This is a genomic window from Desulfospira joergensenii DSM 10085, assembly GCF_000420085.1.
Taxonomy (GTDB): domain Bacteria; phylum Desulfobacterota; class Desulfobacteria; order Desulfobacterales; family Desulfobacteraceae; genus Desulfospira; species Desulfospira joergensenii.
Genome location: NZ_ATUG01000002.1, coordinates 390,190 through 409,454, shown reverse-complemented (window position 1 = coordinate 409,454; position 19,265 = coordinate 390,190). Strand labels below are relative to the sequence as shown.

The window sequence follows — 19,265 nt, the reverse complement described above, 5'->3', positions numbered from 1 at the left end:
TTCCCGGAACCCGCGTATTTCTGTTCCATGTTCCAGTTTAAGATGATTCTGTAAAATAGAACAGATTTTTCTTTTCCATAGCACAGATAATGGATCCTGTCAAAAATTGATTTACTCTAAACAATTGATAAATAAGCTTTTCCTGTTCTGGCACATTTCATGCTCTTCTTTCTTCAGGATCTGTGCTCTTTTATTTAACCCGAACAATGAAAAAGGTGAAAAACCTCTTTTCGCTTTTTTAAAGGAGAATCAATGGAAATCAAAAAGATCACCGTCCTGGGTGCCGGGATCATGGGTGCCGGGATTGCCCAGTCTGCGGCCCAGGCCGGTTTTGAAGTAATCATCCGGGACATGGAAGACCGGTTTGTGGAAAACGGCCTGACCACCATAAAAACCAATCTTACCCGGGCCGTGTCCAAGGAAAAAATCAGCCAGGATGAGGCAGACGCTGTAATGGACCGGATCACAGGGACCACTGACCTGTCCATGGCGGCCCAGGATGCAGACATGGTCATCGAAGCCATCATTGAAATCATGGACATCAAAAAACAGACCTTCCAGGAACTGGACAATATCTGCCGCAAGGAGACCATCATGGCCTCCAACACCTCGGGACTCTCCATCACTGAAATGGCCAGCGTAACCCGGAGGCCGGACAGGTTCATCGGCATGCATTTTTTCAATCCCGTTCCAATCATGAAACTGGTGGAACTGATCCGGGGATTTTCCACCAGCGACGACACCCTGAACATTGCCAAAGATTTTGTGGAAAAGATCAACAAGACCGCCATTGAAGTCAAGGAAGCCCCCGGATTTGCCGTGAACCGGATTCTCTGCCCCATGATCAACGAAGCCATCTTCGTCCTGGCCGAGGGAATTGCCAGCCCCGAAGATATTGATAAGGGAATGACCCTGGGGGCCAACCACCCCATAGGCCCCCTGGCCCTGGCCGACATGGTGGGGCTGGACACCATTCTCCTGGTCCTGGAAGGCTTTCACAGGGAACTTGGAGAAGACAAGTACCGGCCGGCGCCCCTGCTCAGGAAGATGGTCCGGGCCGGATACCTGGGGAGAAAGAGCGGGAAGGGGTTCTACGACTACACTAAATAACAAATTTTAATCTGGAGGATTTATGGCCCAGCAGGTGGTGGCAGACAGGAGAGACATCGATTTCGTACTCCACGAGCAGCTCCATGTGGAGGAGTTGAGCAAACATGAGGTGTTTGAGGATTTTAACCGGAAAACCATTGATCTGGTGGTATCCGAGGCCAGGAACCTGGCCGTCAAGGAGATGCTTCCCTGCCTCGGGGAGGCGGATGAGGAGGGATGCACATTTTCAAACGGAGAGGTGCGAGTGCCCAAGGTCTTTCACAGACTCTACAAACTCTTCAGGGAAGGGGAATGGATTGCCATGTGCGACAATCCGGAGTGGGGCGGGCAGGGCATGCCCTCAACCGTGGCCCTGGCTGCCAACAATTTTTTTAACGGGGCCAATTACCCTTTCATGCTCCATAATATCCTCTGCCACGGGGCCGGGAAACTGGTGGAACGGTTCGGTACGGACCTGCAGAAAAAACTCTTCCTCAAGAATATGTACACCGGGAAATGGGGGGGCTCCATGCTCCTGACCGAACCCGAGGCCGGCTCCGACGTGGGGGCGCTGACCACCAAAGCCGTGAAAAATGAAGACGGCACCTACTCCATCACCGGGAACAAGATCTTTATCTCCTCCGGGGAAAACGATCTGGTGGAAAACATTATCCACCCGGTCCTGGCCCGGATCGAAGGGGCGCCTCCGGGCACGGCCGGGATCTCCCTCTTCCTGGTGCCCAAGTTCCGGGTCCATGAAGACGGGACCATGGGGGATTTCAACGACGTGGTCTGTACCGGGATCGAGGAGAAAATGGGCATCCACGGCAGTCCCACCTGTTCCCTCTCCCTGGGAGGAAAGGGTCTCTGCCGAGGCACCCTGCTGGGCCGGGAAAACAAGGGCATGAGCGCCATGTTTGTCATGATGAACGAGGCCCGCCTCCACGTAGGCATGCAGGGATTTGCCTGTGTGTCTGCATCCTATCTCAACGCCCTGAACTATGCCCGGGAACGGATCCAGGGAAAGGCCCTGACCGCCCCCAAAGACTCCCCCGGCGTTCCCATTATCCAGCACCCGGATATCCGGCGCATCCTTTTGACCATGAAATCCTATTCCGAGGCCATGAGATCCCTCCTGTTTTACGTGGGGTTCATGGAGGACAGGATAATGACCGCAGCAACGGAAGGGGAAAAGGCAAAGTGCCAGGGTCTCATTGATGTGCTGATTCCCGTGGCCAAGGGATATATCACGGACCGTGCCTTTGAGCTGTGCGGCCTGGGCCTGGAAGTCTTTGGCGGGTACGGGTTCACCAGGGAATATCCCCAGGAGCAGTTGCTCCGGGACTGCAAGATCACCCAGATCTACGAGGGGACCAACGGGATCCAGGCCATGGATCTTCTGGGCCGGAAACTGGGGCTTAACAATGGCCGGGCTTTTATGGACCTGGTCGCCGAGGTTCAAAAGACAATTGACGCCGCCAAAAAGGAAGAAAGCCTTTCCGCCCTGTCGGAGCAGGTTGAAGCCACCCTGACCCGGCTGCTGGAAACCGCAGAGAAACTGGGCGCAGACCTGGGAAAGGGAAAGGTCAATGAGGCCTTTGCCTATGCCCGGCCCTTCCTGGATGTCATCGGCGACACCCTCATGGCCTGGATGCTGCTCTGGCGGGCTTCCATTGCCGTGGGAAAACTGGGAGGAAAGGTCAAAAAAAAGGAGGTCGCCTTTTATGAGGGACAGGTGAAAAGCGCCCGGTTTTTCATCAACACGGTTCTTCCGGCCACCCGGGGGAAGATGGAGGCCATCCGGGTCTGTGACCCCTCGGCCCTGGAGATATCCGACGATTCTTTTGGATAGATCCGGGAACTCAAAATCAACCATTGATAAGGAAAGGTAAAATGAAAGATATAGTCATTGTTTCGGCCTGCAGAACCGCCATCGGCGCATTCGGAGGCAGCTTAAAAGATATGAACGGAGCCGCCATTGCCAGCGTGACCATGAAAGAGGCGGTCCAACGGGCCGGAATTGATCCGGAACTCATCGACGATGTAAGGTACGGCACCTGTGTGGAACACCATGACACCCTCAACACCACCCGGGTGGCCGCCCTCATGGCCGGTATCCCGGACACGGTCCCGGCAGCCACCATCAACCGGGTCTGCATCTCAGGCATGGAATCCGTGCTTTCGGGTGCGGCCATGATCCAGGCCGGCATGGCAGAAATCATCCTGGCCGGGGGCGTGGAGCACATGTCAGGGGTGCCCTATACCGTGCCCAGGGCCAGATGGGGATGCCGGCTCCAGGACACCCAGTTCGTGGATGCCATGATCCATGCCCTCCATTGCGGATCCTATCTCCTGCCCTTTGATGAGACCAGCCCCGTGGATACCTCAAAGGCCCCGGCAAGCCATTTTCTGGGCAAACCCTATATCATGGGCCATACTGCCGAATTTATTGCCCAGCACATGAACATCAGCCGGGAGGAAATGGATGAGGTGGCCCTGCGCAGCCACAACAACGCGGAACGGGCCAACGATGACGGCTCCTTTGCCGAAGAAATCGTTCCCATCCATGTTCCCCGGCGCAGGAAAGATCCCCTTGTCTTTGACAGGGACGAGCATTTCAGGCCGGGCATGACCATGGAGAAACTGGCCTCCCTGCCCCCTGCCTTTGTTCCCAAGACCGGCAAGGTCACGGCCGGCAACTCCTCGGGCATCAACGACGGGTCCACGGGCATGATCATCATGTCCGAAGACAAGGCAAAGGATTTGGGTCTTACGCCCATTGCCCGGATCAAAGCCAGCGGCATGGGGGCCTGCCATCCGAGCGTCATGGGGCTCTCCCCGGTTCCGGCCGTGAACGACCTCATGGAAAAATCAGGCCTTGCCATTGAGGATTTCGAGCTGATCGAGGTCAACGAGGCCTTTGCCGCCCAGTACCTGGGGTGTGAAAAAGATCTGAACCTCAACCGGGAAATCACCAATATCAACGGCTCCGGCATCGGGCTTGGCCATCCCGTGGGTTCCACCGGCGCCCGGATCATGGTCACCCTGATCCATGCCATGAAAAAGAGGGGCAATACGTTGGGTCTTGCCACCCTTTGCGGCGGCGGGGGGGTGGCCATGGCCTGTGCCCTGGAGATGATCTAGATCACCTGAAGACAGGCCGCTTCCCCACGGCTGGGGGGAAACGACTCCCTGCCAAACCGGCCCCGGAGCCGGTTTGGCAGGGAGCTCTTCGTGGATTTCCTAATCTTGTATGGAAAATGGGAAAACCACCAAGGAAACGAATAGCACGAAGTTTTCGGCACCCTGATTTTCCTTGACAAAAACCAGGGTCCTGGTATGTCATGGTTGAGATCCGCAGTTTTGAGTTTGTCCCCTTCCTCCGGGAGGCATGGAGTCTTTTTTCGCCGTCCATGCAAATCGATCTCTGCGCTAGGGGCATGGGCAAAAGCAGGGCACCCTTTAGGTTTTGATCCAGGTCTTATGAAAAAAAACTTCAGACCCTTTATCATTGATGTGGAAGCCTCAGGTTTCGGACAGCTCAGCTATCCCATTGAAATCGGCCTGGCCATGGAACCGGATCACCGGTATTGCAAATTGATACTTCCAACCAGAAAATGGACCCACTGGGACAGAAAAGCTGAGGCTGTTCACAAAATCCCGAGAAAGGTTCTCTACCGGCACGGCAGTCCTCCAAAAAAGGTGGCAGAGGAGCTGAACCGGCTTCTGGACGGCAGTGTGGTCTACACGGACGGATGGTCCGTGGACAAGCCCTGGGTGACCCGGCTTTTTGAAGCCGCAGGGCTGCGCCGGCAATTTTCCGTCAGTCCCCTTGAGCGAATTTTATCGGAAGATCAGATGGAAATCTGGCATGAGACCCAGACCGGAATCATCGAAAAATTCAGCCTGACACGCCACCGGGCTTCCACCGATGCCTTTATTGTTCAGGAAACCTATGTAATGACCCTGGCCCGGACAGCATGAGTCAAAGATCACATTCAATTCCAACCTAGGCTGGAATCTTCGTATATATGCTCCATTCCGGGCAAATCACCACCTTTTTTTCATGTAAACCCCGGCTCTTGAAATCATTGGAATCGGTAATATGTTAATGGCCACTAAACCCAAAATATAGGATATTTTAAATGGAATCCAAAACCGGGAAATCTTCCTCTTTTTTCAAATCTCTACTTCCCCTGATCTGGCGGGCCATTCCCTTTGCCGCAGTACTGGTGGTAATCGTGCTTGTGATTCTGCCCTTGAACAAAAAAATTGCCGCCAAAAAAGCCGACCTTCAGGCCCTGCGCCTCAAACAGACCGGTGATCACAGGGCCCTGACCAATGTCACCACCCTGGAACTCGTGCCCCAGATGCTCACGGAAAAGATCAGCCTTCCCGGGGTGGCCAAGCCCTGGATCTCCCTGGAGGTGGTGTCCGAGGTCAAGGGAAAGGTTATCAGGAAGATCGACCAGGGCCGCCAGGTAAAAAAGGGGGATATCCTGGCCGTCATCGACCAACGGGACTATCAGAACTCCTATGATTCGGCCCTGGCCTCCTATGAGACGGCTTTGATCAATAAAAAGCGGTTTGCCGCCCTTTCGGGCAAGCAGTTTGTCACCCAGTCCCAGCTGGACGATGCTGCCGCACGGGTAAAAACCACCCGGGCAGCCATGGAAAACGCCAAACTCAATCTGGAACGCTGCACCATCCGAGCCTCCATGAACGGTGTGGTGGACCGAACCTATATCGAACCGGGCAGTTTTCTCGCCGTGGGCGATCCTGTGGTGAAACTCCTTAAAATGGATAAACTGAAAATTGAAGTGGGGATTCCTGAATCCGATGTGGACGCGGTCAGAAAACTGACCGCCTTTGACATGACCATTGACGCCCTGGGGAATAAACCCTACCAGGGGGAGTTTCACTATCTATACAAGAGCACGGATTCCATGGCCCGGCTTTACACCCTTGAGATCCAGGTGGACAATGAAGACCTCCAGATTCTTCCCGATATGTTTGTCCGGGTCTCTGTCGTGAAGAATACGGATCCCCAGGGCCTTGCCGTCCCCATGTACTCCCTGGTCAGCCTGAAAAACCAGACCGGGGTCTTTGTGGAAAAACAGGGGATGGTCCATTTCCGGCCGGTCCGGACCGGGTTCCAGGACGGATGGAAAACCCAGATCGTTCAGGGCCTTGAGCCCCAGGAACATGTGGTGGTCATGGGCCACAGGATCATTGAGGACGGAGAAAAAGTCAATGTGACGGCAACGGCCAAAACCATGGAGGGGCTCAATCCATGATTCTCTCGGATACGGCGGTAAAGAACCGAATCAGCGTCCTGGTCCTTGCTGTAATCATCACGGGCATCGGACTGTCCGCCTATTTTTCCCTGCCCCGGGAAAGCGACCCGGACATTACCATCCCCTATGTTTTTGTCCAGACCGATTATAGGGGAGTGTCTGCCTCGGATATTGAAACGGCCATCACCATAAAAATCGAGAAAAAACTCAAGGGCCTGGACAAGGTGAAAAACATCTCTTCGGTCTCTTCCCAGGGCCTGTCCCAGATCAATATCGAATTTTTGCCCGGGACCGATATTGACGAGGTCCTGACCAAGGTCAAGGACAAGGTGGATGAGGCAAAAAACGATCTGCCCACGGATCTGGAAAACGACCCTTCCGTGTATGAGGTCAATATTTCGGAAATGCCCATTGTGATCTATTCCCTGGCCGGGGACTGCGGCCCCAGGATGCTCAAAAAAATTGCCGATGATCTCAAGGATGATATCGAAGGGGTTCCCGGGGTTCTGGAAGCGGATGTCACCGGAGGCCAGGACCGGGAAATCCGGGTGGAGGTGGACCCGGACAAGCTGGCCTATTACAGGATCCCCATCACCAGCCTCCAGGCGGCCGTAACCAGTGAAAACCAGAACACCTCGGGGGGAGCCATCACCCTGGGCCATGGAAGATACCAGCTCAAGGTGCCCGGAGAATTTAAAACCCCGGAGGAGATCCTTACCATTGTAGTGGCCACCCACCAGGGCCGTCCCGTATATCTCAAGGACGTGGCCCGGGTGGTGGACGGCATTCGGGAGGAAACCTCCCGGTCCCGGCTCAACGGGGTGGATTCCATCAATATTGCCGTGAAAAAAAGGGTGGGGGAGAACATCGTTGCCATTTCAGACAAAATCGACCATATCATTGAAGAGGCCCAAAAAACCTTCCCCAAGAACACCACCGTCTCCAAACTCATGAACAAATCCAAGGACATCAAGAACATGGTGGCCGACCTGGAGAACAATATCATCACAGGCCTGATCCTGGTGGTGGGGGTCCTCTTCATTGCCCTGGGGATCAGAAACGCCCTTTTGGTGGGCCTTGCCATCCCCTTTTCCATGTTCCTCTCCTTTGCCGCGCTCAGTGCCCTGGGGATCACCCTGAACATGGTGGTCCTCTTTTCCCTTACCCTTGCCCTGGGCATGCTGGTGGACAATGCCATTGTGATCATTGAAAATGTGTTCCGGTATATGCAGCAGGGAGTTCCCAGGGTCGAGGCGGCCATGAAAGCCACGGGAGAGGTGGCCTGGCCGGTCATCGGATCCACCCTGACCACCCTGGCCGCCTTCTGTCCCATGCTCTTCTGGCCCGGGATCATGGGGGAGTTCATGCGCTACCTGCCCATTACCCTCATCGTCACCCTTACCTCTTCCCTGTTCGTGGCCATGGTCATCAACCCGGCCATGTGCGCCTATTTCATGAAAGACAAAAAATCCAATGGCAAGGCCCTGACCCCGGAAGAGATCCAGGATCAGGGGGAAAAGCCCATTGAGATCAAAGGCGTCTTTTTAAAGGCCTATTCCGGCATCCTGGGACTCGCCCTCAAGTATAAGATCACCGTGCTTGCCGCATCTTTCCTGGTCCTGATCCTTCTTTACCAGATCTGGATGCTGAGGATCGGGGTTGAAAAGCCCGTGGAATTTTTCCCGCCCATTGATCCCAGATCCGTTTATGTGAACATTGACACACCGGAAGGGGCAGACCTGGATTTCATCGACCAGACCGTCAAACAGGTGGAAATGGCCATCACCGGTTCTGAAAGCAAAGATTACCACGAAGCCATTGCCCTCCAGGAGCACGAGACCCGGAACGGCACGAAATTCATGGCCCCCTCAAACATCAACAATGTCGAGCATATCTATACCCGGGTGGTTCAGAACACCGGGGGATCTTCGGCATTTGACTCCAATCTGCCCAACCATATCGGGATCCAGTTCATAGATTTTGAAAAACGAAAGACCCCGGCCAAAGATGATCTGGAAGAGATCCGCAAAAGGGTGGCCCTGATTCCCGGGGTCAGAATCACCGTGGATGAGCAGCAGGAAGGCCCGCCCACAGGCCCGCCCATCAACATTGAAATCTCCGGGGATGATTTTATTGTCCTAAGCCGGATCGCGGAGAAAATGAAGAAGATCGTTGAATCCGTTCCCCATGTCGAGGATGTCAGGGATGACTACCAGGGCGGCCTGCCTTCGGTCCAGGTGATCATCGACCGGCAGAAGGCCGCCCTGTTCGGCCTGACCACCAGCGCCATCGGCAATGCCCTGAAAACCGCCTACAACGGCCTGGACGTATCCACCTATTACGAAGGGGATGAAGACTTTGACATCATGGTCATGCTGGCCGAGCCCGACCGCAGGGTCTCGGATGTGCTTTATAAACTCATGATCCCGGCCCCCTCAGGGCAGATTATTCCCCTGACCACCCTGGCCGATATTGAGTACAGGGGCACCATAGGGGACATCATCCGCAAAAATCACGAAAGGGTGGTCACGGTCAAGGCCAACGTGGACGAGACCAAGGTTCCGGGAAGCGTGGCCCGGGTCCAGGTGGAAGAGCTGCTCAGGGAGATGGAACTGCCCCTGGGATATAAATACAAGTTCACCGGGGAAAACGAAGAGCAGAAAGATGCCGAAGAGTTCCTGTCCAGGGCATTTGTCCTGGCCCTGTTCCTCATCTTTCTGATCCTGGTGACCCTGTTCAACTCGGTGGTCCAGCCCGCCATCATATTAACCAGCGTTATCCTCTCCCTGGGAGGGGCCTTCTGGGGCCTTGCGGTGATCAACTCCCCCTTCGGCATCATCATGACCGGGGTGGGCATCATCTCCCTGGCCGGGGTGGTGGTAAACAACGCCATCGTCCTCATCGACTATACCAACAAGCTCCGGGCCTCGGGCCGGAGCATCCGGGATGCCGTCATCGCCGCCGGCGCCACCCGGCTGCGGCCGGTGCTGCTTACGGCCGTGACCACCATCCTGGGACTGCTGCCCATGGTCACCGGGGTCTCCTATGATTTTCATATCATGGCCGTATCCACGGCCAGCGAATCGAGCCAGTGGTGGAGGTCCATGGCCATTGTGGTCATCTTCGGACTCATGATCGCCACCATCCTTACCCTGGTGGTGGTTCCCACCCTCTATGCCCTGATCGAAGAGTTAAAGGAGCATTTATCCCGGGCCTACGACAGGGCCCGGACTTTTTTCCTGGGACAGCCCGGAATCGAGTGAATTCCTGTTGGGAAAGGATAGCAGGCCCGGAACAGGGCCGGGTTATCTTTTTTTAGGCGCGTAGTCGCCATAATGCTCTTCCATGCATTCCGGGCAGACACCATGGCTGAAACTTGCATGGGACCGCTCTTTCACATAGACCTCAACCTGGCTCCAATACCCCTTATCGTCACGGATCTTCTTGCAGAAGGAGCAGATGGGAATGATCCCCCTCAGGGTTTTCACTTCTTCCAGGGCTTTTTTCAGTCTTGCCACGGTGTCGGTCAGGCTGGTTAAAAGCGGGTTTGTAATCTTGAAGAAAAGGCTGACCCCCAGCAGAATAATGACAATGGCAAATAATCCGCTGATCAAGGCGGCTCTGATAAAGGGTCTTTGGATCTCCCAAAGGTCGATTTTTGCCACAATACCCAGATCCATCACCGCCACGGGCTCGTATGCGGCCAGGACTGTCTTTCCCCTGTAGTCCATGCCGATAATGGTGCCGGATTCTCCGGACAGGGCCAGCCTCATGGGTTCTGCCAGTTCGGAATCCCAGGCAACCGGTCTTGGATTGTTCAGATCATAGTGGCGGTGGCTCAAGAGAAAAACGATCTGGTCCTTTTTCTTCTTTGACAGGGTAAACTCTCCGGTTTCACCGAACCCCCGGTACTGCTCATGGGCGCTTTTGATCTGATCCAGGGTCGCCTGCCTTGCCCCGGAAGGGTAGTCATTGCTGTAGATTTTGTCGAAACGCCCCACTGCTTCAATCAGACGGGCCTGGCTTTTGGCGGTTTCTTCGAGCCTGGATCTGTTTTCCGTAATTGCCGTATTGTAAAGAACACCGATGGTGACGGCCTCAACGATAAGGACGATGGAGGACATGATTAGAATCAACAATAGGATTCTTTTTTTCGGATCCATTTTAGTCTCCATTGTTTTCATGATCCCTCCGGTGTCAGATCCCGGTCGATGCCCTGTCCTGCCATCTATTATGGTGGATACACTCTTCTGTATATCTTTCCTCTGCCGTTCTTTCCTGGGCCGGCCAGCCGATTACGGCCAGTCCCAGGGGATGGATATGGTCCGGCAGATCAAAGATCTCCTTAAACCGGGTTATGCGGTCCTCAATGGGATGAATGCCCGTCCACACGGCACCGAGGCCGCTTGCATGGGCGGCCAAAAGCAGGTTCTGCATGGCCGCGGAACAGTCCTGGGGCCAGAATCCCGGAAATTTTTCCCTGGACAGGTCCCCGCAGACCAGGATGCCAAGGGGCGCCTTTGTCACCATCTTGACATAGGGGTGGACCTCCCGGATCCTGGCCTTTTTATCCGGATCCGTCACCAGGATAAAATGCCAGGTCCGGGCATCTCCTGTGCTGGGTGCCATCATGGCCGCAGCCAGGATTTTTTTTATCAGGTCAAAAGGCACTTCCCTGTCCTGGTATTTCCGGATGCTTCTTCGGGTATGGATGGCTTCAAACAATTCCATTTTTCTGGAGTTCCTTTATAGATGGCAGATTCCCTGCCCCCCAGGGCAGAAAACGAATCCGTGCGTCATGGCAAAAAACCATTCCCTCCGGCTCAATCCAGAGATTCCGCAATGGTAACGGTCCGGTCTCCCAGCATGTTGGTGTAGCTGCCCAGCTCATTGTCGTACCAGCCGTAGATCACGGCCTGGGTCACCTGGATGGAGCCCACCATCTGGTCCTTGATGTTTTCCAGCAGGCTCTTGTCTATGCCCCGCATATGCTCCAGGTTGATGTTGATGGCCCCGGTCCGGGTATGGGTTTCGTGGCCCTCAATGAAGGCGGCGGCCCGGGGGGTGCCGATGATGTCCGAGGATACGTTCTGGCTGTCTGAATAGACCAGGTAGCCGTTGGCATTTTGGGCGGCGGTATTCTGGTAGACCTCGTTGATCAGATCCCGTCGGATGGGCTTTTTGTTCAGCTCGTCCTGGAAGTTCATGACCAGGATAATCAAGGATCCCGTGGCAGTGGGGATTCGGACGGATTCGGCAATGAATCCGATGGAGGCCATTTCAGGGATGACCAGCTGGAGGGCCTTGGCCGCCCCGGTGGTCGTTAAAATGATATTGTTCATAATGGACCGGTTTTTCCTCAGGTCCTTTGCCCCTGTCTTTGGCAGGCGGTCCAGGACCTGCTGGGAGCCCGTGGCCGCATGGATGGTGGCCATGGATGCCGACAGGACCCGGTCCACGCCAAAGTAGTCCAGCAGGGGCTTGACCATGTGGGCCAGGCAGGTGGTGGTGCAGGAGGCATTGGAAACAACCGCATGGCGGACCGGGTCATAATCCCGGTCATTGATTCCCATGACCGTGGTCACGGCGTCCTCGGGCATGGCTGCGCCCTGCTTGAGCTTGAAAGGCGCCGAGGCAATGACTTTCTGGGCCCCGGCTTCCAGATGGCCCCGAATGGATCCCCTGGGATCGTCGGCAGCAAGGTTGGGGTCAAGGAACTGGCCCGTGGTGTCCACCACCAGGTTTACATTGTGCTCTGCCCACTGGATATCCCTTGGGTTTCGATGCTCTTTGAGGAGGGTCACCTTGACCCCGTTGACCCGCAGAGTTGAACCTGCCTCATCCACATCCGTGATCACCGGCTCTCCCATGCAGCCGTGGAGAAAGGCTTCCAGACGGCCGTAGGTGGAGTCCCTCTCAATATAATGGACAATGTCGGAAAAGGACTTGCCGACTTCCCTGCCCAGGTTGATCACGATCTCATTAAAATATTTCCGGCCGGCATGGTGCCACAGGGAAAGTTTTCCGATCCGTCCCAGGCCGTTTATTCCAAGAACCCCTGATTCATTATTCGTGCCCATTTTTCACCTCATGTACTAAATTAGGTTTACTTTGATTCTGCCTTTAAAAACAGAACCCTGGTGTCCGTCAATACTGATATGATCCCCCGTGTTCAGGCTCACATTGTCCAGCCTGCAAGCCCGGTTCTCCTCATCGCAGAACAGGTCTTCGCAGCCCACCACACAGGTCTTTCCCAAATTATATGCTACCACGGCTGCATGGGAGGTCAACCCCCCTTTTGCCGTTAAAATTCCGTCTGTCGCATCAATTTCCAGGATATCGTCCGGAACCGTGTCGTTCCTGAGCAGGATCAGATGCTCATCCGGAGCCTCCCGTCGATAGGCCTTGATCTCCTCCAGGGTGAAGACGATCCTGCCGCTCATGGCCCCTCCGCTGACCCCGATGCCCTGGCCCAGGAATGCCTGCTCCAGCTCCTGCTCATCCAGGGCAAAGCCGGCCACTTTCTTCTGGTCCCTGAGGGAGAGGTCCCGGGCCTGGAGAATAAAAAGGTCCTTCTCCTCTGGTCCTTCAAAGGTAAATTCGATCTCCTGGGGGTTCCATAGCTCTTTCTGGATGAGCTGCTGGACAACGGCCTTGAGCTGACCGTAGATCTTTGGGAAAGCGGTTTCCAGGCTGATGCGGGTTTCCTGGGCCTCCAGTTCCCGTTGGATCTCGGATATGGGAAGGGTCTTGACGAGCCCTGCCACCACGTCCTCCCCCTGGTTGCCGATGGTAAAATCCCCCCAGAGCCGTATGGCGTCTCCTGGGAGCTTGGGGCTGTGGCTGAACACCACCCCGGACCCGGACTGTCGGGACCGGTTTCCGAAGACCATGGACTGGACCGTGACCGCGGTTCCCCAGTCATCGGAAATCCCCATGATCCTCCGGTAATCCTTGGCCCGTTTGGAATTCCAGGAGGCAAACACCTTGTGGATGGCCAGGAAAAGCTGGTCCATGGGAGATTCCACCAGTTCAACCCCGGAATCCAGGAGCAACTGCTTATAGGCCAGGGCCACCTCCTTCATCTGGGCGCCTGAAAAATACCGTTTGAACTGAATCCCCTTTTTCTTTTTATGGGCTGCTATGACCTGGTCAAAGGCGTCCCTGTGGATTCCAAAGGTCATGCCGTACTGCTGGAGAAACCTGCGGTAGCTGTCCCAGGCAAACCATTGATTCCCGGTGTGTTCGGCAATACTGGCGGCGATTTCTTCGTTGATCCCCACATTGAGAAAAGAGTCCAGCATGCCGGGCTGGGAAATGGAGGAACCGGACCGCACCGAGAGCAGCAGGGGATTTTTCGGATCCCCGAAAAAGGAGCCGGTCTCATTCTCCAGTCTGGAGATCATGGAGGAAACATGCATCTTGAAATTCACCGAGGCCGGTGAATAGGTGTCGATGAGATCCAGGCACTTGAACACTTCCGTTGTGATGATGAATCCGTTGGGTATGGCCATGCCCAGCTGCTTGAGCCGGATCAGGTTCCACCCCTTGTTGCCCAGGAAAATAATGTTCTGGCCCATGAGTTCTTCATTGCTGATCCGGGTGACCGAGCATTTGGGATCGTAGTTCAAAAGGGTACTCAGCTCGTCCTGGGATAGTTTTTCCGACTGGCGGAACAGGGTGTGTAGAATCCGGTTTAAAAATACATCCAGCTGCTGAAGTCCCAGGGAAGTGGCGATCCTGTCCCGGTAAAAGATGTCGGCCAACCGCTGATCCAGGGTTCCGGCCATGGCCTCATCCAGGACGGACGGATCTGTTTTTTCTTTATAATTCTTGGGCAAATACTTGGGCAGGATCTGATCCTTGCCGATCCTGGACTCCATCTGGACCAGGTTGTTGGAATGCAGGTTGTTGAAGTGGTCGTTGATGGCATCGGCCACGGCCCGGGTAAATCCCTTGAAGATATCCAGGTACTGGGTAAAGGAGCAGGTGGTGATATTCATGGAATATTTTAAAAATTCCATCTGGGTGTCCAGTTTGTTGGACATGATCCCGTCCAGGGCCAGGGCTTTCCTGAAAAGGGAGAGGACCGTGAAGATTCTCACAAATGTGGGTTTGGTAATCAACCTCAGGTCAATGCCGTTGATGAGATCTTCAAACAGGACGTTGACAATGCTCTCCACCCTCAGGGTCAGACCCATGGCATCAAATTTCGCCTCGTTGTAACTGCCGTACATGGAGGGAATGTCCACGGCAAAATGACGCTTGTGGTAGATGGCCTCGTTGACCTCGAACTGTTTGTCCGAGAGGATGATCTCCTTGAGCTGGAGCATATAGTTGAGCAGATACTCAATCTTGGTCTCCAGGTTTTTTTCCTCAAGGCCGGCGATGAGGCGCTGGGGATCGGGCAGATGTTCGGCCTTGAATGAACTGAGATAGGATTTTATCTCCAGATTGTCAATGCCGTATTTCTCATTGAGCAGCCGGTAAAAATGAAGGATGAGCTTAACCCTGGAGCGGTCCAGCTCCGTGACCTCTTTCACCTCCTCAATATACCGGTCCAGGGCATCCTGCCGGTACATGAGAAAATCTTCGGGATGGACCAGTTTTTTTGTTTCAAGATAACCCAGGATGGCCGAGGGTCCGTCCACAAACCGGCCCGAAGTCTGGATGTCCTGGAAAATGGACGGGGGAACAAAGGGCTCAAGGGGGGTCTTGTCCCGGGTCTTCCAGAAGAGGATGACCTGCTGGATGAACTCGATGATCCGGCTGGAACTTTCCACATGGCACTGCTTTCTTAAAAAATGAATCAGCCGGTCTTTCCGATAGCAGGATTCATCCAGCTGGGTGGAGATGTCCCTCAGCTGCCCCTCGGCTCCGATTTCATTGAAAAAAGTGGGCAAAAGCCTTGCCAGCTGCTTGACCAGGTTGTAAACCGGTCCGATATCGGAATTTAAAAACCGGGTGATATCCCGGGGGAAAAGATCCGTATCCCGGATAAAGACCCCGCCGATGGCCAGGGATATGATCAGGGCCGACAGGAGGCGCTTTGAGTTGTTGGGATGCTGGCCGATGAGGTCGAGGAAAACCCGGATATTCTTCACATGGGCCATATTCCCCTGGATCTGCCAGTCTTCCCCGGTTCCCCGGATCATGGGAAACTGAAACCCGTGGTCCACGGCCCGGTCAATAAAGTGGTTGATCAGTTCAATTTCATCGGTCCGGTAGACCGCGTCCCCGATTTTATGGATGCACTCCAGAACGGTTCCCGGATACCGCCCCTTGTACTCTTTGAGCAGGGCAAAGGTCTGGTCCACGATGGGGATATTTTTTTTAAAATCCTTGTCTCCGATGAGCAGGGTCAGGGTCCGGTTGATCTCCCCCAGAGAATCCCTGTGAATCATGGAAAGACCGGTCACATGAATGGTATAGAACAAAAAGGTCAGCTTAAGATGGCGGCCATAGGTTTCATCATGGCTGAGAGAGGGGATTTTCCGGGGCACCTCCTTGAATTTTTTCACATATTCCCGGAACCCCGTCAATTGGATCAGATGGGATAAAAGTTCCCGGGATCCGGGATCATGGGAGCGAACCAGATCTTCCAGACGGGTCTGCCAGGTCCGCACCCGGGTATGGGACACCTGTTCCAGAACCTGGGCCAGCTCCTGGGTGACCTGCCATTCATCGATATTCTCCCGGATCCATTCAATGGGATCATCCTTTTTCAGCCAATAGGAGAAAGAAGAGTTAAAAAACCGGATCAGCAGACGGTTCAGGGCGGAGAACAGGCCGGGGCAGTCTTTGGGTTCCCGGGACAGATTCTCCAGAACCAGGGCTCCCAGGCGGTCGGGCTGGTAATAGCTTCCCATGAAGAATTTAAAGTCCCGGTCTTCATAGGAAGAGACCCGGTTCAAAAAGGTTTCAATGACCGGCAGGAACCGGTCCAGGTTTTGGCCGGATTCCTTTGCCATATGATGCATGAGAAGCATGAGATTGTCTGCTGCATCGGAGCGGATCCGGGGTTCCGTCTTGGATTCAAATGCCGATATCTGCATCTGGGCGAAAAGGGCCAGGGCATCCTTGCCCTTTTCATGGGATTTGTAGAGATAAAAATAATGAAGGGAAAAATGACGGGCTTCGCTGACGATAAAGCCCCAGTTCATATAGGGATGGGAGAGTTCTTTTAAAAAAATCTCCATCCGGTTTAAAATGCCCACATATCCGCTGAAAATTTCCAGGAGAAACCTGTACTTTTCATCAATGGCTACATCGGTTTTTGTATCGGAAAGATTGACCTCAAGGGCTTTTGATTTCATGTTCTTATCCTGTTCACCAATATCTGACCCGCATCTGTTCCGGGCAGTGTACCATGTTCACGGTTTTTTTCAACGCCCCAGGACTGCTTCTATTGATTATTCCCCTGATTTTATATATTATATCCGGCATCGGTGTTCTAGAGCCGGTTTGGGCACGTACCCAATTATTTTCAAATAAAACATCAACTTTGCAGAAAAAGAGGCCAGCGCCTCAATCTTCAGGAGAAAAAGGATGAACCAACCATCTCAGTTTACACTGTACAGCGGCGGCCACCGGGGTGCGGAAGAGGAATTTGGAAAACTTGCGGAAAAATTCGGTGTCAAGGAAGTCAATTTTTCCTTTGAAGGACATAAGATCCATCGTGACTCCGGAGTATGGATCCTCACAAACGAAGAGCTGAAAAAAGGGGACATCAGCATGGACATCGTATCGGCCCGCATGGGCAGATCCTTTTCAAAGGCCGATAAGATCCGCAAGGTCATTCAGTCCATTTTCCACATGATCAACAACGGGTACCAGATCTTTGTCGTGGGCTGGATTCTTCCGGACAATACGGTCAAGGGAGGCACCGGATGGGGGGTTGAACTGGGAAAACTCTTTAACCGGCCTTTATTTGTCTATGAACAGGACCGCAAGGCATGGTTTTCCTGGATTGACAACTCCTGGCAGATGGTGACCCCGGTCATTTCCCACAAGACCTTTTCCGGAACCGGCACCCGGAATCTGACGGAGGATGCCAAAGAGGCCCTGGCAGATCTGTTCCAGCGCTCCTTTGAATCCGAATAGAGAATATGCCCCAACGCTGCATAAAAATTTGATTTCTGCAGCGTTGGGGTAAGGTCTGAGATTTTTTCAGGAAGCCGGGGACAAATAATCACTGAGGCGGCCTTCATCTCTTCCAGGGCCGCCGGCTCGTCTTCTCTGCTGCCCCGGCACAGGTCATGGAACACCAATCCCATCTTTCCCGATTCCCGTTTAAAAGAGTTCCTCCCATACACAGGACCGGCAGGCCCTCAAGCCGGAACTTGCTGCCGCCCCCTATACAAATTCCTCCAAAAAGGCTATAACCGGGGTCAGCCTTCAATCCAGACTGGAAAAATCCATGATTTTAAGCATCCTTGACAATGATCTGTATAAATTCACCATGCAGCAGGCCGTGCATACTCTCTATCCCCGGGCAGAGGCCGAATACAAATTCTTCAACCGGGGAAATACCCGGTTCCCCCCCGGATTTGCCCGGAAACTCAGGAGCCGGGTGGATGAAATGGCCGGTCTTCGTCTTTCAGCGGATGAAAAGAGATACCTGGCAGATGTCTGCTATTTTCTCACCCCGGTCTATCTGGATTTTCTTGAATCCTATACCTACCATCCCGGAGAAGTGAGTGTGGAACAGGAAAACGGAAGGTTTTCCTTGACCGTCAAAGGCCCGTGGTACAGGACGATTCTCTGGGAGGTTCCCCTCATGGCCCTGATCAGTGAAATTTATTTCTCCATGACAGATGCCCCGATCCTGCCCCGGCCAAAGATCCGGGAGATCAACCGGAAAAAGGCCCGAACCTTGAGCAGAAACCAGGTGAGGTTTGCCGATTTCGGAACCCGGAGAAGATACTCTGCCGCCAATCAGGAAAACATGATCAAAGATCTTCTGGATGTGGAAAACAACACCCTCATCGGCACCAGCAATGTTCATTTTGCCAGAAAATTCAAGATCACGCCCATTGGCACCCTGGCCCATGAATGGTTCATGTTCCATGCCGTGCTGGCCGGGTACCGGAGGGCCAATATCATTGCCCAGGATGCCTGGGTCAGGGTATTCCAGGGGGATCTGGGCATTGTTCTGGCCGATACCTATACCACGGATGTGTTTTTATCCGGGTTTGACACCATGCACGCCAAGCTGTTTGACGGAGTTCGTCAGGATTCCGGGGATCCTGTGGGCTTTTTACAAAAGATTCTGGATCACTATAAAAAACTGCGCATTGATCCCTGCGCCAAGACCATCGTATTTTCCGACGGCCTGGATGTTGACCGGGCCGTTGCCATTCACCGGGAGTGCAAAGGAAAGATCAAGGATGCATACGGAATCGGCACCAACCTGACCAATGACGTGGGAGTTGTTCCCTTGAACATGGTTATCAAACTTTCAAAATCCAGGCCCGGCGCCGAAGAGCCCTGGCAGGATACAATCAAACTCTCCGATGACAGGGGCAAACGTACGGGCACGCCCGAAGAACTGGAGAACTGCCTCAGGGTTTTACAAATGGAATCCTGACCAGAAGCCATCCCGGTGGTTCAAGCTTATAGCGGTTTTCAAAACTATCTTCCTTTATTTTCACCTTATATTTGGACTGAGCCCATACTCGGGGAGGAGCAGAGGTTTTCGCGGATTGGATTCCTTCGGGCGGCAGGACGCCGGTGGAGAAGGGGTCCCTCCTCGGAGAAAATCATGGATGATTTTCGAGAATGAGCGCAAAATCTTTGCTCCTCCCGGCAAGATTCGGTATATTCTTTTGAGAACAGCTATGGATCTATTAATTAAAATTTGCAGTGAAAAGATCCATC

Annotated in this window: 12 protein-coding genes; 8 read left to right on the top strand and 4 right to left on the bottom strand. The window is 53.8% G+C overall.

Features of this window, described 5'->3' with window-relative positions:
* Positions 1-252 precede the first annotated feature (252 nt).
* From F608_RS0114160 to F608_RS0114135, 6 genes are all read left to right on the top strand, one after another.
* Positions 253-1,110, top strand: coding sequence for a 3-hydroxybutyryl-CoA dehydrogenase (locus F608_RS0114160; protein WP_022666305.1), 858 nt, complete (start codon positions 253-255; stop codon positions 1,108-1,110).
* Between the two features lie 22 nt (positions 1,111-1,132).
* A complete protein-coding gene (locus tag F608_RS0114155; protein ID WP_022666304.1) occupies positions 1,133-2,941 on the top strand; it encodes an acyl-CoA dehydrogenase in 1,809 nt (602 codons plus the stop codon).
* A 41-nt stretch (positions 2,942-2,982) separates the two neighbouring features.
* Positions 2,983-4,233: a thiolase family protein gene (locus tag F608_RS0114150; RefSeq protein ID WP_022666303.1), complete on the top strand. Its 1,251-nt coding sequence runs from the start codon at positions 2,983-2,985 to the stop codon at positions 4,231-4,233.
* 339 nt (positions 4,234-4,572) lie between these two features.
* Positions 4,573-5,073, top strand: a complete 501-nt coding sequence (locus F608_RS0114145; protein ID WP_022666302.1) for a hypothetical protein — start codon at positions 4,573-4,575, stop codon at positions 5,071-5,073.
* Between the two features lie 161 nt (positions 5,074-5,234).
* The gene (locus F608_RS0114140) at positions 5,235-6,386 is read left to right on the top strand and encodes an efflux RND transporter periplasmic adaptor subunit (RefSeq protein WP_022666301.1); all 1,152 of its coding nucleotides are present in this window, start codon (positions 5,235-5,237) and stop codon (positions 6,384-6,386) included.
* Complete coding sequence (locus tag F608_RS0114135; protein ID WP_022666300.1) at positions 6,383-9,649, top strand: efflux RND transporter permease subunit; 3,267 nt, start codon at positions 6,383-6,385, stop codon at positions 9,647-9,649. Before F608_RS0114140 ends, F608_RS0114135 begins: the two co-directional genes overlap by 4 nt.
* Positions 9,650-9,691: 42 nt before the next feature.
* On the opposite strand, the gene F608_RS34845 is transcribed toward F608_RS0114135, so the two are convergent.
* The 4 genes from F608_RS34845 to F608_RS0114115 all read right to left on the bottom strand — a co-directional run bounded on the left by F608_RS34845 (position 9,692) and on the right by F608_RS0114115 (position 16,702).
* Positions 9,692-10,570, bottom strand: a complete 879-nt coding sequence (locus F608_RS34845; protein ID WP_153307508.1) for a PDC sensor domain-containing protein — start codon at positions 10,568-10,570, stop codon at positions 9,692-9,694.
* A 13-nt stretch (positions 10,571-10,583) separates the two neighbouring features.
* Complete coding sequence (locus F608_RS0114125) at positions 10,584-11,117, bottom strand: nitroreductase family protein (protein ID WP_022666299.1); 534 nt, start codon at positions 11,115-11,117, stop codon at positions 10,584-10,586.
* Between the two features lie 92 nt (positions 11,118-11,209).
* A complete protein-coding gene (locus F608_RS0114120) occupies positions 11,210-12,466 on the bottom strand; it encodes a type I glyceraldehyde-3-phosphate dehydrogenase (protein ID WP_022666298.1) in 1,257 nt (418 codons plus the stop codon).
* A 15-nt stretch (positions 12,467-12,481) separates the two neighbouring features.
* Positions 12,482-16,702, bottom strand: coding sequence for a PEP/pyruvate-binding domain-containing protein (locus F608_RS0114115; RefSeq protein WP_022666297.1), 4,221 nt, complete (start codon positions 16,700-16,702; stop codon positions 12,482-12,484).
* A 232-nt stretch (positions 16,703-16,934) separates the two neighbouring features.
* On the opposite strand from F608_RS0114115, the gene F608_RS0114110 reads away from it, so the two are divergent.
* The gene (locus tag F608_RS0114110) at positions 16,935-17,489 is read left to right on the top strand and encodes a hypothetical protein (protein ID WP_022666296.1); all 555 of its coding nucleotides are present in this window, start codon (positions 16,935-16,937) and stop codon (positions 17,487-17,489) included.
* Between the two features lie 316 nt (positions 17,490-17,805).
* Positions 17,806-18,975 carry a nicotinate phosphoribosyltransferase gene (pncB, locus tag F608_RS0114105; RefSeq protein WP_022666295.1) on the top strand — a complete coding sequence of 390 codons (1,170 nt, stop codon included), beginning with the start codon at positions 17,806-17,808 and terminating at the stop codon, positions 18,973-18,975.
* Positions 18,976-19,265: the final 290 nt, after the last annotated feature.

Excerpts from the sequence above, each read along its gene's own strand:
- F608_RS0114160 (WP_022666305.1), top strand. The coding sequence starts at position 253 with ATGGAAATCAAAAAGATCACCGTCCTGGGTGCCGGGATCATGGGTGCC.
- F608_RS0114155 (WP_022666304.1), top strand. The coding sequence starts at position 1,133 with ATGGCCCAGCAGGTGGTGGCAGACAGGAGAGACATCGATTTCGTACTC.
- F608_RS0114150 (WP_022666303.1), top strand. The coding sequence starts at position 2,983 with ATGAAAGATATAGTCATTGTTTCGGCCTGCAGAACCGCCATCGGCGCA.
- F608_RS0114145 (WP_022666302.1), top strand. The coding sequence starts at position 4,573 with ATGAAAAAAAACTTCAGACCCTTTATCATTGATGTGGAAGCCTCAGGT.
- F608_RS0114140 (WP_022666301.1), top strand. The coding sequence starts at position 5,235 with ATGGAATCCAAAACCGGGAAATCTTCCTCTTTTTTCAAATCTCTACTT.
- F608_RS0114135 (WP_022666300.1), top strand. The coding sequence starts at position 6,383 with ATGATTCTCTCGGATACGGCGGTAAAGAACCGAATCAGCGTCCTGGTC.
- F608_RS34845 (WP_153307508.1), bottom strand. The coding sequence starts at position 10,570 with ATGAAAACAATGGAGACTAAAATGGATCCGAAAAAAAGAATCCTATTG.
- F608_RS0114125 (WP_022666299.1), bottom strand. The coding sequence starts at position 11,117 with ATGGAATTGTTTGAAGCCATCCATACCCGAAGAAGCATCCGGAAATAC.
- F608_RS0114120 (WP_022666298.1), bottom strand. The coding sequence starts at position 12,466 with ATGGGCACGAATAATGAATCAGGGGTTCTTGGAATAAACGGCCTGGGA.
- F608_RS0114115 (WP_022666297.1), bottom strand. The coding sequence starts at position 16,702 with ATGAAATCAAAAGCCCTTGAGGTCAATCTTTCCGATACAAAAACCGAT.
- F608_RS0114110 (WP_022666296.1), top strand. The coding sequence starts at position 16,935 with ATGAACCAACCATCTCAGTTTACACTGTACAGCGGCGGCCACCGGGGT.
- pncB (WP_022666295.1), top strand. The coding sequence starts at position 17,806 with ATGATTTTAAGCATCCTTGACAATGATCTGTATAAATTCACCATGCAG.